This is a genomic window from Agromyces intestinalis (assembly GCF_008365295.1).
Lineage (GTDB): Bacteria > Actinomycetota > Actinomycetes > Actinomycetales > Microbacteriaceae > Agromyces > Agromyces intestinalis.
This window is the reverse complement of sequence record NZ_CP043505.1, coordinates 1,700,554-1,714,096: the sequence shown is the minus strand read 5'-3', so window position 1 is coordinate 1,714,096 and position 13,543 is coordinate 1,700,554. Positions and strand designations below refer to the sequence as shown.

Annotated in this window: 12 protein-coding genes; 5 read left to right on the top strand and 7 right to left on the bottom strand. The window is 71.2% G+C overall.

Annotated features, from left to right (window positions below; translation table 11 throughout):
- Window positions 1-78 precede the first annotated feature (78 nt).
- The gene (locus FLP10_RS07905) at window positions 79-450 is read right to left on the bottom strand and encodes a YccF domain-containing protein (protein WP_149160372.1); all 372 of its coding nucleotides are present in this window, start codon (window positions 448-450) and stop codon (window positions 79-81) included.
- An 81-nt stretch (window positions 451-531) separates the two neighbouring features.
- Here FLP10_RS07905 and FLP10_RS07900 point away from each other — a divergent pair, with 81 nt between their 5' ends.
- The 3 genes from FLP10_RS07900 to FLP10_RS07890 all read left to right on the top strand — a co-directional run bounded on the left by FLP10_RS07900 (window position 532) and on the right by FLP10_RS07890 (window position 4,668).
- Window positions 532-2,622, top strand: a complete 2,091-nt coding sequence (locus FLP10_RS07900; RefSeq protein ID WP_149160371.1) for a M13 family metallopeptidase — start codon at window positions 532-534, stop codon at window positions 2,620-2,622.
- A 95-nt stretch (window positions 2,623-2,717) separates the two neighbouring features.
- Window positions 2,718-3,626, top strand: coding sequence for a serine hydrolase (locus tag FLP10_RS07895; RefSeq protein WP_149160370.1), 909 nt, complete (start codon window positions 2,718-2,720; stop codon window positions 3,624-3,626).
- A gap of 133 nt (window positions 3,627-3,759) precedes the next feature.
- On the top strand, window positions 3,760-4,668 hold the full coding sequence (locus FLP10_RS07890) for a hypothetical protein (protein WP_149160369.1): 909 nt from the start codon (window positions 3,760-3,762) through the stop codon (window positions 4,666-4,668).
- 55 nt (window positions 4,669-4,723) lie between these two features.
- On the opposite strand, the gene FLP10_RS07885 is transcribed toward FLP10_RS07890, so the two are convergent.
- Window positions 4,724-5,446, bottom strand: a complete 723-nt coding sequence (locus FLP10_RS07885) for an esterase/lipase family protein (protein WP_149160368.1) — start codon at window positions 5,444-5,446, stop codon at window positions 4,724-4,726.
- Window positions 5,447-5,514: 68 nt separating this feature from the next.
- Between FLP10_RS07885 and FLP10_RS07880 the strand changes: the two genes are divergently transcribed.
- The gene (locus tag FLP10_RS07880) at window positions 5,515-6,840 is read left to right on the top strand and encodes an alpha-hydroxy-acid oxidizing protein (protein ID WP_149160367.1); all 1,326 of its coding nucleotides are present in this window, start codon (window positions 5,515-5,517) and stop codon (window positions 6,838-6,840) included.
- Window positions 6,841-6,892: 52 nt separating this feature from the next.
- Here the strand turns inward: FLP10_RS07880 and FLP10_RS07875 are convergent, their stop codons facing one another.
- Window positions 6,893-7,297, bottom strand: a complete 405-nt coding sequence (locus tag FLP10_RS07875; protein ID WP_149160366.1) for an NUDIX hydrolase — start codon at window positions 7,295-7,297, stop codon at window positions 6,893-6,895.
- 22 nt (window positions 7,298-7,319) lie between these two features.
- Window positions 7,320-8,651, bottom strand: a complete 1,332-nt coding sequence (locus FLP10_RS07870) for an alpha/beta hydrolase-fold protein (protein ID WP_149160365.1) — start codon at window positions 8,649-8,651, stop codon at window positions 7,320-7,322.
- 384 nt (window positions 8,652-9,035) lie between these two features.
- Here FLP10_RS07870 and FLP10_RS07865 point away from each other — a divergent pair, with 384 nt between their 5' ends.
- Window positions 9,036-10,421 carry a glycine--tRNA ligase gene (locus FLP10_RS07865; protein ID WP_149160364.1) on the top strand — a complete coding sequence of 462 codons (1,386 nt, stop codon included), beginning with the start codon at window positions 9,036-9,038 and terminating at the stop codon, window positions 10,419-10,421.
- 107 nt (window positions 10,422-10,528) lie between these two features.
- Here FLP10_RS07865 and FLP10_RS07860 read toward each other — a convergent pair whose 3' ends face one another.
- The 3 genes from FLP10_RS07860 to FLP10_RS07850 all read right to left on the bottom strand — a co-directional run bounded on the left by FLP10_RS07860 (window position 10,529) and on the right by FLP10_RS07850 (window position 13,513).
- Window positions 10,529-11,023: an FBP domain-containing protein gene (locus tag FLP10_RS07860; protein ID WP_149160363.1), complete on the bottom strand. Its 495-nt coding sequence runs from the start codon at window positions 11,021-11,023 to the stop codon at window positions 10,529-10,531.
- A 316-nt stretch (window positions 11,024-11,339) separates the two neighbouring features.
- Window positions 11,340-11,981, bottom strand: a complete 642-nt coding sequence (locus tag FLP10_RS07855) for a GNAT family N-acetyltransferase (protein WP_149160362.1) — start codon at window positions 11,979-11,981, stop codon at window positions 11,340-11,342.
- A gap of 164 nt (window positions 11,982-12,145) precedes the next feature.
- Complete coding sequence (locus tag FLP10_RS07850; protein ID WP_149160361.1) at window positions 12,146-13,513, bottom strand: glutamyl-tRNA reductase; 1,368 nt, start codon at window positions 13,511-13,513, stop codon at window positions 12,146-12,148.
- Window positions 13,514-13,543: the final 30 nt, after the last annotated feature.

Below are 13,543 nucleotides of genomic sequence, written 5' to 3'. Positions count from 1 at the left end.
TTTCCCATTGCGCCCGGCGTTTCCATCCGAACGGAAACCTCCCGCGCGAACGGAAACACCGGGCGGGGCATCCGCGGCTCACGCCGCGACGATCTCCTTGCCGAGCGGTGCGAGCGAGACCGGCACCAGCTTGAAGTTCGCAATGCCGAGCGGGATGCCGATGATCGTGATGCACAGCAGCACGCCCGTCAGGATGTGCTCGAGCGCGAGCCACCAGCCCGCGAGGATCACCCAGATGACGTTGCCGATGAACGACCACGCGCCCGAGGTCGGCTTCTGCACGACCCGCCGCCCGAACGGCCAGATCGCGTACCCCGCGATGCGGAACGCCGCGATGCCCCACGGGATGGTCACGATCAGCACGCACATGACGATGCCGACCAGCACGTAGCTGATCCACAGCCAGATGCCGGCGAGCACGACCCAGATGATGTTCAGCACGGTGTTCATGTCGGTTCCCTCGTTCGAGACTCCATCCAACCAGTGCGAACGCACATCCGGATCGTCGGCCGCGATGCGTAGGCTGGGACGATGACCGACGTCTCGCTCACCTCCGGCATCTCCGGCATCACGCTCGACGAACTCGACGAGGACGTGCGCCCGCAGGACGACCTGTTCCGTCACGTCAACGGCAAGTGGATCGCGCGCACCGAGATCCCCGCCGACAAGGCCCGCTACGGGTCGTTCATCGTGCTGCACGAAGAGGCCGAGCAGGCGGTGCGCGACATCATCGTCGAGGCGCAGCAGGCCGAGCCCGGCACCGAGGCGCGCAAGGTCGGCGACCTCTACGCGAGCTTCATGGACGAGGCGCGGGTCGAGCAGCTCGGCGCCGAGCCCATCGCGCCGCTGCTGGCCGAGGCGGCGGCCGTCGCCGACGTGCCGGGTCTGCTCGCCGCCGTCGGGCGGTTCGAGCGGCAGGGCGTGAGCGGCTTCGTGCAGCTCTTCGTCGACAACGACCCGGGTGACCCCGAACGCTACCTGGTCTTCGTCGAGCAGGGCGGCATCGGCCTGCCCGACGAGAGCTACTTCCGCGAAGAGCGGTTCGCTCCGGTGCGCGAGGCGTACCTCGCGCACCTCGAGCGGATGCTCCGCCTCGCCGGTCTCGACGAGCCCGCCGCCCGGGCGCAGCGCGTGTTCGAACTCGAGACCGCGATCGCTGCGGCGCACTGGACGAACGTCGAGTCGCGCGACAGCGAGAAGACCTACAACCTCACGCCCTGGGCCGACGTCGTCGCCGCGGCATCCGGCTCGGCCGAGGCATCCGATGCGTCCGTTGCGCCCGACCTGGTGATCTGGCGCGACGCGATGGGCGTGCCCGAGGGCGCGTTCACCGAGCTCGTGGTGCGCCAGCCCTCGTTCGTCGAGGGGCTGGGGCGGCTCCTCACCGCCGACCGCATCGACGCGTGGCGCGACTGGCTGGCCTGGCAGGTGATCCGCTCGAACGCCGCCTACCTGTCGAGCGACTTCGTCGAGGCCAACTTCGACTTCTACGGCCGCACCCTCACCGGCACGCCGCAGCTGCGCGAGCGCTGGAAGCGGGGCGTCTCGCTCGTCGAGGGCGCGATGGGCGAGGCGGTCGGCCGCATCTACGTCGAGCGGCACTTCCCGCCGGCCGCGAAGGAGGCGATGGACGACCTGGTCGCCAACCTCGTCGAGGCGTACCGGCAGTCGATCGTCGACCTCGACTGGATGGGCGAGGAGACCAAGCGCCGCGCCCTCGACAAGCTCGCCAAGTTCACGCCGAAGATCGGCTACCCGGTGAAGTGGCGCGACTACTCGTCGCTCGCGGTCACGCCGGGCGACCTGGTCGGCAACGTGCGGGCGACCGCCGAGTTCGAGTTCAACCGCGGGCTCGGCAAGATCGGCAAGCCGATCGACCGCGACGAGTGGTTCATGACCCCGCAGACCATCAACGCGTACTACAACCCGGGGTTCAACGAGATCGTCTTCCCCGCGGCCATCCTGCAGTTCCCGTTCTTCACACCCGAGCGCGACGCGGCGGCGAACTACGGCGCGATCGGCGCGGTCATCGGGCACGAGATCGGCCACGGCTTCGACGACCAGGGCTCGAAGTACGACGGCGACGGGCGCCTCACCGACTGGTGGACGGCCGACGACCGCGCCGCCTTCGAGGCGCGCACCGAGGCGCTCATCGCGCAGTACGACGCGCTGGTTCCGGCGCAGCTGGCGGATGCTTCGGATGACTCGGATGCCTCGGATGCCCCGGATGCCCCGACCGACGCGGATGCTTCGGCCGAGGGTGCCGGCGAGGCATCCGCCCCGCACGTGAACGGTGCACTCACCATCGGCGAGAACATCGGCGATCTCGGTGGCCTCGCGATCGCGTGGAAGGCCTACCTGATCTCGCTCGACGGGCAGGAGCCGCCCGTGATCGACGGGTTCACCGGGGCGCAGCGGTTCTTCCTCTCGTGGGCGCAGGCGTGGCAGCTGAAGGTCCGCGACGAAGAGGTGGTGCGGCTGCTCGCGATCGACCCGCACTCGCCGAACGAGTTCCGGTGCAACCAGATCGTTCGCAACATCGACGAGTTCTACACTGGATTCGGCGTCACCCCCGACGATGCGCTCTGGCTCGACGAGAGCCGGCGAGTCTCGATCTGGTAGCCGCCGCAGTCTCACAGCAGAGTCCGACCGAACCATCACGAGCGTGCCGCGATGCGGCGGGGGAGCGCCGTCCGCCAGAGAGGGAACGTGCCACCGTGGTGACCTCGTCGCAGGGATCCGAGCGTCGGGCTCGGCACGCCTCGATACGGCGGGGCAAGTACGTCGCCGACGAGCCGGCCGAGAACTTCTCGCGCGGGTTCAATGCGCTCGGCGAACTCGCGATCGCCGGCGTGCAGGTCTCGGCGCGCGCGACCGACCTCGCCACCGGGCGCGTGCTGTTCTCGGTCGACGACCACGTGGTCATGCCGACCGCGTCGATCGGCAAGGTGCTGCTGCTCGTCGAGGTCGCCTCCCGCCTCACGGGGCCGAGCTCCGAGTCGTTCACCGTGCTCGACCGCGCACCGCGCGACGCCGTCGGCGACTCGGGCATCTGGCAGCACCTGCAGTCGCCGTCGCTGCCGATCGCCGACCTCGCCGCGCTCATCGGTGCGTCGAGCGACAACCTCGCGACGAACGTGCTGTTGCGGCATGTCGGCCTCGAGGCGGTGCGTGCCCGTACCGAGACGCTCGGCCTCACGCGCACCGCCCTGCTCGACCTGGTGCGCGACCACCGCGGTCCCGATGACGCGCCCCAGCTCTCGATCGGCTCGGCGAAAGAGCTGACCTGGCTGTTCGCGTCGCTCGCGCGCGGCGAGATCGTGAGCCCCGAGGTGTCGCAGCGGGTCGTCGGCTGGCTCTCGTTGAACACCGACCTCTCGATGGTGGCGTCCGCGTTCGGCCTCGACCCGCTCGCGCACCGCATGCCCGACCACAACGTGCTGCTCATGAACAAGACCGGAACCGACGGCGGCGTGCGCAGCGAGGTCGGCGTGCTGCGCGGGCCTCGCGCCGGCGTCGCGTACGCGGTGTCGACGTACTTCGCCGACACGGGCCTGTCGAGCCGACTCGCGGTGCTCGACGGCATGCGGCAGGTCGGCGCCGACCTCCTCGAGTACGTGCACTGACGCCACGCGCGAGTTCTCCACAGGGGAGACCTCCCCATGTGGGAGCGGGCGTCCGTTTCGCTAGGGTGGCTCGGCGGGGGTCCATCGGGCTTCCGTCGCATCCCTGTCCGATCCCTACACCGAAGGACCATCTGTGGCCACTTCCACCTTCCGCTTGCGCGTCGGCGCCCTCGCCGCCGCCGCAGGGCTCGTCCTGGCCGGCGTCGCCGCCGCGTCGCCCGCCGCCGCTGCCGACGACCCCGTCATCTCGCTCGACCGCACCACCTTCCCCGCCGGCGACTGGGAAGACGGGTTCCGCATCACGGGCTCCGGCTTCGACGGCACCGTGCCGACGGCCGAACTCTCGATCGGCTCGATGGGCGAGAACGGCGGCGGCCAGCTGTGGGGCACCACCGTCACCGTCGCCGCCGATGGCACGATCGACACCGTCGTGGTGCCGAGCGGCGCCACCCAGGTTGCCGGCGAGAACGGCTACCCGCGCTACGTCGTCAGCGTCGGCCAGCAGATCACCGAGGGCGAGCCCTGGCTGTGGTCGAACCGCATCGACCTCACGATCACCGAGGGTGCCTCGCTCTCCGTCGCGGCTGAACTCACGCCCGAGCAGGTCGCGGGCGGCGTGACGGCGACCTTCGCCGGCTTCACCGCGGGTGAGGCTGTGTACTACGGCATCGGCCTCTTCCGCGACGGCGAACTCGTCGACGCGATCGAAGACGCGGTCGACGCCGACGACTCGGGTGCCGGCACGTTCGGCGGCGCCCTCGAGGGTGCCCAGGTCGGCGACTACCTGCAGCTCTACGCAGACGGCGACACCAGTGGCCGCGTTGCCGAGGGCTGGGTGCAGATCGTCGAGGCGCCGGCCCCGGCGCCCGTCGACCCCGAGGCGCCCGCTGCGGGCACGCCCGCGGCTGCCGAGGCCTCCGGCAACCAGCTCGCCGAGACCGGCATCGACCTCGGCATCGGCACGGCTGCGCTCGCGCTGCTGGTGCTCGGTGCCGGCGCGCTGATCGTCGTGCGTCGCCGCTCGGCGCTCGCTCAGCGCTGACGCGCTCGAGCAGCTCGATACGAGGCGGGGCCGGCGGATGCCGGCCCCGCTGTCGTCATGCCGACGCCGATTCGCGCAGCAGCACGAGACCCTGCAGCACCGCGTCGGCGGTCTCACGTGCACCGAGCACGCGGAAGTGCCCCGACCGCGGCACGAGGATGTTCGTCGCCCCGGGCAGTTCGCTGCCGTCGGGGATGTGCGGGTCGTACGGGCCGAAGATCGACACGATGCGCCCGTTCACGGTCGACGCCTCACCGAGGGTCAGGATGATCGGGGCATCCGGAAGGAACTCGCGCACGCCGGGGTCGCCGCGCAGCAGCCGGGCGCGGCGGGTGCCGGCGAACGGTGCGGCGATGGCGACGACGCCGAGCAGTCCGAGGTCGCCCGCGTTCCCGTCGGCCTCGCGAATGAGCAGGTACTTGCCGATCAGCCCGCCCTTGCTATGCCCCACGACGATTCGGCCGGCAGCGGGGCGGGGCATCCGTGCGAGCGCCCGCGTGAGCTTCTCGCCGGTGTCGCCGATGGGTGCACGATTGATGCCGAGCCCGTGCAGCACGCGCACCCGATGACCGGCACGATGCATCCGTTCGCCGACGCCGCGCAGAAACGACCAGCGCTCGTAGACGCCGGGCACCACAATGACCTCTGGCAGCCCGTCGTCGCCGTGCAGCCAGCGTCGCGGCGGTCGCCCTGCGAACGGCGTCGCGAGCTGCGCGGCGCCGGCCCAGCAATAGTCGGCGATCCAGACGCCCGCTCGGAACCACCGGTTCTGCGCCATTCCCGCAGTCTAGGGCTGGCCGAGGGGCCGTTAGAGTGAGGCCGTCGGCACCCGGACGAGGAGGTCCCATGGCACGACTCGATACCTCGCGCGGGTACGCGCGCGGCGTGCAATCGGCGGTCTACCGCGCGGGCATCAGCGGTACCCGGCCCGCCGTGCCGTCGACCTTCGCCGGCCTCGAGCAGGGCGCGCGGCGGGCGCTGTCGGCCGACGCGTTCGCGTACCTCGCCGGCGGCGCGGGCGCCGAGCACACCATGGCCGCGAACGTCGAGGCATTCGGTCGGTGGCAGGTGATTCCGCGGGTGCTGCGGGATGTCGCGGAGCGCGACCTGTCGATCGACCTGCTCGGCCGCCGTCGTGCGACCCCCTTCGTGCTCGCGCCCCTCGGCGTGATGGAGCTCGCGCACCGCGACGCCGACGTCGCCGTCGGCCGGGCGGCGGCGGCGCTCGACGTGCCGTACATCCTGTCGAATCAGGCGTCGCGACCGATGGAGGAGGTCGTGGCGGCGATGGGCGGCGGCGCGCGGTGGTTCCAGCTGTACTGGAGTGCATCGGACGACCTGAATGCGTCGTTCCTGCGGCGGGCCGAGGCATCCGGGTGCGAAGCGATCGTGATCACCCTCGATACCCACCTGCTCGGCTGGCGCACCCGTGATCTCGACCTCGCGTTCCTGCCGTTCACCCGCGGCCAAGGCATCGCGCAGTACACGAGCGACCCGGTCTTCGCCGACCTGGTGCGCGAACGGGTGAAGCGGGGCGTGAGCGACGCCGCGGCGCCCGCGGTGAAGGTGAACGCCAAATCCGTGGCGGCCGCCGTCGGCATGGCGCGCGAAGCGAGGCGCGCCGGGCTCGTCGACGGCGGGCTCGCCGACGCGCTGCGATCCCCGCTGCCGCGTGCCGCGGTCGAGACGTTCCTCGACGTGTTCGCCGACCCGTCGCTCACGTGGGACGACATCGCCAAGGTGCGCGAGTGGACCGACCTGCCCGTGCTGCTGAAGGGCGTACTGCACCCCGAAGACGCCGAGCGCGCCGTCGACGCGGGCATGGACGGCATCGTCGTGTCGAACCACGGCGGCCGCCAGGTCGACCGGTCGGTGCCGACCATCTCGGCACTGCCCGCGATCGCCGAACGGGTCGCCGGACGCGTGCCGATCCTGCTCGACTCGGGGGTGCGGGGCGGTGCCGACGCGGTCATCGCGCTGTCGCTCGGGGCGACGGCGGTCGGGCTCGGGCGCCCCTACGCCTACGGCCTCGCGATCGCCGGGGCGACCGGCGTCAGCGAGGTCGTGCGCAACGCGATCGCCGAGTTCGACCTCACGCTGGGCCTCGCGGGATACACGAGCCCGGCCGACTTGGGCCCCGACGCGCTGCGCCCCCACCCGCTGGTCGAGTAGGGAGCGCAGCGACCGTATCGAGACCCCGTGACGGCGTCCTTCGTCGACCGCGTCAGTCGATGAGATCCGCCTGGGCCAGCAGGCGCAGCACCTCGCGGCCGGCGGGCGGGCAGCGGTCGGCATCGGCCGTCGTGACCCAGTGCAGGGCACCGACCTCGGCCGACGCCCGCGGCGAGGCATCCGTCACCGCCCGGAAGACCCGCATGCGCACGTGCCGGCCGTCGGGCTCGCCGTGCGCCAGCGTGCGCACTTCGAAGAGCTCGTGCAGCTGGTCGGGATCGAGCTCGAGCGCGACCTCCTCGAACGCCTCGCGCGAGGCGGCCTCTGCGGCGGTCTCGCCGGGGTCGATCTTGCCGCCGGGCATGTAGTGCACGTCGCGCCCGCGGGCGGTGACCATCAGCACGCGTCGGTCGCGCACGAGCGCGATCGCGGAGACGAGCAGGTCGGGGAGGGGCATCCTGCCAGCCTACGGCCCGCCCTCACTCGGCGGGCTCGACCTCGGGCTCGGGCGGCGGCGCGAGCTCGAGCCGCGGGTAGAGCACACCGAAGCCCTCGTGGAGCCCGCCGACGAGGGCGTCGACGAGGTGCCCGGCGCCGTCGACGATGAGCACGCTCACCTGCATGCCGGCCTGCTCGGCCGCGGCCGCGTTGCGCTCGACGCCCTCGGCGTAGCGGCCGTCCTCCGATCCGACCGTGAACACCGCCCACGAATCGGGGTAGGGCGCCTTCTCGGCCATGATGTTGGCCGGCTTCGCCGCGTCGTACGCGGCCTGGTTGCCGCCGAACACGTTCACGAGCGTCGACGACGTGTCATCGGCGCCGGGGAACTCCTCGCCCGAGATCGACAGGATGTTGCCGAACACCTCGGGGTACTTGGCCCCGAACGAGGTCGCGCACTGCCCGCCGTTCGAGTACCCGCCGACCGTCCAGAACCGCGGCTCGGCCTGCACGTTGAGGTTCGCCCTCGCCCACGGCACGACGTCCTGCATGACGTACGTCTCGACGTTGCCCATCTCGGTGTCGAGGCACAGCGGATCGAGCGACGGATCGGACAGCTGGTCGACGATGAGCGCGATCGGCGCGAGCCCGGCGTGGTCGGCCTGGTACTCCTCGAGCGTCTCGGCGATGAACGACCCGTCGGGGTCGCCGGGTTGGCCCATCATGAAGATGACGAGCGGCAGGCGGGGCGCGTTCTCGACGAGCGCGGCCGGCGGCAGGTAGAGCTGCGCGGGGCGGGCGGGGAACCCCGAGACGTCGTTCGGGATGCCGCCCTCGACCTCGCCGAGCACGCCGGTCGCCGGCAGGTCCTCTGGCGCCTGCCACCACGAGTAGAGCGGCCCCTCGGGTGCGGGCGTCGCCGGGTCGGTCGGCGGCGGCACCGGTGTGATCGGGTCGGCCGTGCTGATGTGCAGCAGCGCGCCGAGCGTGCGGTTGATGCCGTAGGCCGCGTTGATCGCGAACACCGCCGTCAGCGCGAAGACGCCGACCGCGAGCACGGCGATGATCTTGCGCCACCACCGCGACCCCCAGAGGTTGAAGATCGCGAGCCCGATCGCCGCGAACGCCGCCGGCGTCCACAGCCAGACCTCGTCGATCACGGGGCCCCCGAACGCGTTGAGCACGTTCACCGCGACCCACACCACGGCGCCGCCGATCAGGGCGCCGACGAACAGCACCAGGAACGCGACGAGAAACCAGCGGATGCTCCACTGCTTCGCCAGCAGGTACAGCACGAGGACCCCGCTCACGATGTACCACGTGAACAGGAACGCATCGTCGACGATGCGCATCTCGAGCAGCGAGTCCCACACGATCGGTTCCCCCGTTCCCGAACGTGGCCTCAGGGTAGCGCGCGCCGCGCGACAGGCCGGGGATCGACGCGGAAGCGCCCCCGAACTGGTCACGTCTGGCGGGGTGGTGCAGTCACCTAGGTCGACGCGCGCGGGTCATCGTGGCGGTCGACACCGCGTCGGCCGTTTCCCCCGATCGCCCCGTTCGATCGCCCCGTTCGATCGCGGCCGTTCGATAGCGGCCGCAGAGCAGATCCGTGCCGACGGCTCGTCGCTCTGGTCGAACGAGGTGCCCCCTCCCGGCGGTGAGCGGCGCGGCACGCCGCGCATAGGATGGTGGTCAGCGCACGTCGCGCCTCGCGCACGTCGCGCACCCATTCCGCCGCATGCCCCATTGGAGCCACCATGGCCGCACCCAGCCGTCTCGATTCCGTCATCACGCTCGCCCAGCACCGCGGGTTCGTGTTCCAGGCGGGTGAGATCTACGGCGGATCCCGGTCGGCGTGGGATTACGGCCCTCTCGGCGTCGCGCTGAAGGAGAACATCAAGAAGCAGTGGTGGCAGTCGATGGTGCAGGGCCGTGACGACGTCGTCGGCCTCGACTCCAGCGTCATCCTGCCCAAGGCGGTATGGGAGGCATCCGGCCATGTCGAGGTCTTCACCGACCCGCTCGTCGAGTGCCTGCACTGCCACAAGCGCTACCGCGAAGACCACCTCCTCGAGGAGTTCGAAGAGAAGAAGGGCCGCGAGCCCGTCGGCGGCCTCGCCGAGATCGTCTGCACCAACTGCGGCACCCGTGGCCAGTGGACCGAGCCGCGCGCGTTCTCGGGCCTCTTGAAGACCTACCTCGGCGTCGTCGACGACGAGTCGGGCCTGCACTACCTGCGCCCCGAGACGGCGCAGGGCATCTTCGTGAACTTCGCGAACGTGCTGCAGGCGGCGCGCATGAAGCCGCCGTTCGGCATCGGTCAGATCGGCAAGAGCTTCCGCAACGAGATCACGCCCGGCAATTTCATCTTCCGAACCCGCGAGTTCGAGCAGATGGAGATGGAGTTCTTCGTCGAACCCGGCACCGACGAACAGTGGCACCAGTACTGGATCGACCAGCGCTTCGCCTGGTACGTCGACCTCGGCATCGACCCCGAGAATCTGCGCCTCTTCGAGCACCCGAAAGAGAAGCTCAGCCACTACTCGAAGCGCACCGTCGACATCGAGTACAAATTCGGATTCGCCGGCGGCGACTGGGGCGAGCTCGAGGGTGTCGCGAACCGCACCGACTTCGACCTGACCACCCACTCGCAGCACTCGGGCAAAGACCTGTCGTACTTCGATCAGGCCAAGAACGAGCGCTGGGTGCCGTACGTGATCGAGCCCGCGGCGGGCCTGACCCGCTCGCTCATGGCGTTCCTCGTCGACGCGTATCACGTCGAGGAGGTGCCGAACGCGAAGGGCGGCACCGACACCCGCACCGTCTTGAAGCTCGACCCGCGCCTCGCGCCGGTGAAGGCGGCTGTGCTGCCGCTCAGCCGCAACGAGCGGCTCTCGCCGGTCGCCCGCGAGCTCGCCGCGAACCTGCGCAAGTACTGGAACGTCGACTTCGACGACGCCGGCGCGATCGGCCGCCGCTACCGCCGCCAAGACGAGATCGGCACCCCGTTCTGCATCACCGTCGACTTCGACTCGCTCGACGATCACGCGGTCACCGTGCGCGGCCGCGACACCATGCAGCAGGAGCGCGTGCCGCTCGACGGCCTGCAGGCCTTTCTCGCCACGCGCCTCATCGGCGCGTAGCGCGGCGGGGCGCCCCCGCCCGCGCGACGGAGGCAGATTTGCGCGACCGAGCCCGTTTCGTTCGAGCCTCAGTCGCGCAAATCTGCTTCAGTGCGGCACGTGCCCGCTCAGCGCACGCCGTCGCGCACGTCGCGCACGAACGCCGTGACATGCTCGCGCAGCGCCTCGATGCGCCGCTGCCGTGCCGCCTCGCGGTCGAACCCGGTGTACGCGAGCGGCGGCAGCTTGCGTACGTTGCGCGAGCACTCGAACCCGGCGCACACGAGCGTGCCGATGGTGTCGCCGCGGCGCCCGGCCTCGCCCGCGCGCCTCGCCGTGTAGAACACGACGTCGTTCGGCAGGTGCACGTCTTCGCACCACGAACACTGCGGCCGGGTGCGGATGCGGCCGTCGGCCAGCCGCAGCAGGATGCCGACCGGCTCGCCGTCGATGATCGCGACGACGTACGCCTGCTGCGGCAGCTTGCGGTCGCGCCAGCCGAGGTAGTCGAGTCGGTCCCACTCGAGTTCGGCGAAGCCCTCGGGCAGGGTCAGGATGCTGCGTTCGCGCTTGGAGGCGTTCACGAACGATGCGCGGATGGTCGCTTCGGTGATGGCGTGCATGGATGTCTCTCCGGCGGCCGTGGCGGCGCGCCTCTCTCTCGTCGGTCGGAAGGGATGCCCCGGCGCGGGCGTGCGGGCGCGCGGCGGGTACGCGAACGAGGCCGCGCCTCAGGCGCAGCCCCGGGGCGCGGTCATCTCAGGTCGGCGCGGACGCCGACGACCTCCTGACGAACGGATGCATGCACAGAGGAGACCCTACACGGCCGGCTGCACGGCCACCCTCGCAATCAAGGTCGATTTGTGCGACCGAGTGCCGGGCAGAGGCGCCTCGCTGACGCGAATCGACCTTGGTCGGGGGTGTGGGGCGGGGGTGGGGTCAGCGCCGGGGGAGCCACTCGCGGCGGAGGAGGGCGTAGACCGAGGTGTCCTCCCACTCGCCGTCGTGGTACTCCTCTTCGCGGAGGGTCGCCTCGTGCCGCATGCCGAGTCGTTCGCAGAGGCGCGCGGATGCCTCGTTGCGGGCGTCGAGCTGCGCGTGCACCCGGTGGGCGCGCAGATCTCGGAAGGCGATGTCGAGGATCGCGCCGGCCGCCTCGGCCGCCAACCCGCGGCCCTGGAAGTCGGGATGCACGACCCACCCGATCTCGAGCTGGGCGTGCTGCACGTTCGAGAGCCGCAGCATGACGTCGCCGATCACGCGGTCTCGGGCGGCGTCACCGGCGGCGGGGTCGGTCGTCGCCTCGCCGACGAGCTCCATCGCGAAGAACACGGCGTCTTCGTCGCGCTCGAGCCGGCGCACGCCTGCGCGCTTGGCGGTGTGGGCGAAGCCCTCGTCGCGGGTGCGCTCGGGCCACGGGATGTACCGCAGCACCTCGGGAAGCCGCTGGTACTGCCATACGTCCCATGCGTCGGATTCGCCGAGCGGGCGCAGCACGAGCCGTTCGGTGCGCAGCGGTGCCTCGAACAACACCGTCGCGTCGTAGGGCAGGCGCAGGTCGGGGGCGTCGGTCGAGGGCATCCCTCGACGCTACCGCGCACCGCCGACCCACGCGCCGCGGACCGCGCCGCGGCCCCCGCAGTTGCATCGCGCAGGAGATCAGGACCCAGGGGTGCTGCCCACCCAGGAAGCAGCCCGATCTCCTGCGCCAGGCAACGGCATGGGCGCGGGGCGAGCGCGGCGGGTCAGGAGGCGTCGCGGCGGGGGTGGCGGTCGGCTTGCTCGGATGCCTCGGCGGGGCCGGCGGCATCCGATTCGGCGGCGCGCACACCGAAGAGCGCCTCGACCGCGTCGATGAACGCCCGCTGCTCGCCGTCGCGCGCGTACTCGCGCGACCGCACCATCGGCGTGTGCAGCAGGCGGCCGGCCATATGCCGCAGTGCCTCTTCGACCCGGCCGTCGACGTCGCCGCGCGAGCGGGCGCGCTCGATCTCGCCGTCGAGCAGGTCGAACACGTGCGAGCGCAGCGCGACCACGGTGGGAGCGAGATCGAGCTCTTCGGCCACGTCGCCGAACTTGCGGGCGGCGCGGGTGACGATCTCGCGCGCCTCGTCGGTGGAGCCGAACTCCTCCATCGGGGCGTGGAACTTGATCGTCTCGAGGTCGAGCAGTTCGACGCCGACGATCTCGGCGATGTCGGCTGCGACGTTGCGGGGCAGACCGAGGTCGATCACGAGCTGGCGCCGTTCGATCTCGGGCGCGACGTCGACGGCGCCGATGGTGGGCAGCGACGTCTCGCGGGCGAGCAGTTCGCGGCCCTCGGCGAGGACGGCGCGGTCGAGCACGTGCGTGTCGGCGGTGGTGCAGGTGACGATCACCTCGGCCGCCGCGGCGGCGCGGGCGTAGTCGTCGGCGGCGACGACGGGCAGGTCGTGCGAGTGCGCGAACTTCGCACCGCGACCAGAGGGCGAGTACACCGAGACATCCGTGACCCCGCGATCGCGCAGCGCGGCCAGCGAGGCGCCCGCGTACCGGCCGGTTCCGACCAGCAGAACCCGGGTCTTCGCCCAGTCGGTGACCCGGCTCTCGGCGAGCTCGAGCGCGAGGCGCACGAGCGAGCGGCCCTCGCGGCCGATGCCGGTGCGGTTCTTCACCTTGCGCGAGGTCTGCGATGCGCGCTGGAACAGCCGCTCGAGTTCGGGCGTGGTCGTGCCGTCGCGGCGGGCGGACTCGAGCGAGCGGCGCACCTGGCCGGCGATCTCGCCCTCGCCGACGACGACGGACTCGAGCCCGGATGCCACGGCGAACAGATGCGCGGCGACGGCGTTGCCGTGCGCGAAGCCGAAGGTGGTTCGCAGCGCCTCGGCCTCGAGCCCTGCCGCCTCGCCGACGGCTCGGATGGCGCCGTGCACCGCGTCGACCGGCGACTCGCCTTCGGGGCGGTCGAGGTCGAGGTAGGCCTCGAACCGGTTGCAGGTCGCCACGACGACGGCGCCCTGCACCGCGTCGTGGCCGGTGACCATACGGCGCGCTGCGCCGTCTGCCGTCGCAGAGAGACGCTCGAGCAGATCGAACCCGGCGTTCTTGTGACTCGCGGTGAAGCAGATGAGCACCGGACGATTCTACAAGCTGTGGAAAGCGCT

Bases quoted from the DNA above. Each gene is read 5' to 3' on its own strand.
- FLP10_RS07905 (WP_149160372.1), bottom strand. From the start codon at position 450: ATGAACACCGTGCTGAACATCATCTGGGTCGTGCTCGCCGGCATCTGG.
- FLP10_RS07900 (WP_149160371.1), top strand. From the start codon at position 532: ATGACCGACGTCTCGCTCACCTCCGGCATCTCCGGCATCACGCTCGAC.
- FLP10_RS07885 (WP_149160368.1), bottom strand. From the start codon at position 5,446: ATGGCGCAGAACCGGTGGTTCCGAGCGGGCGTCTGGATCGCCGACTAT.
- FLP10_RS07880 (WP_149160367.1), top strand. From the start codon at position 5,515: ATGGCACGACTCGATACCTCGCGCGGGTACGCGCGCGGCGTGCAATCG.
- FLP10_RS07875 (WP_149160366.1), bottom strand. From the start codon at position 7,297: ATGCCCCTCCCCGACCTGCTCGTCTCCGCGATCGCGCTCGTGCGCGAC.
- FLP10_RS07865 (WP_149160364.1), top strand. From the start codon at position 9,036: ATGGCCGCACCCAGCCGTCTCGATTCCGTCATCACGCTCGCCCAGCAC.
- FLP10_RS07860 (WP_149160363.1), bottom strand. From the start codon at position 11,023: ATGCACGCCATCACCGAAGCGACCATCCGCGCATCGTTCGTGAACGCC.
- FLP10_RS07855 (WP_149160362.1), bottom strand. From the start codon at position 11,981: ATGCCCTCGACCGACGCCCCCGACCTGCGCCTGCCCTACGACGCGACG.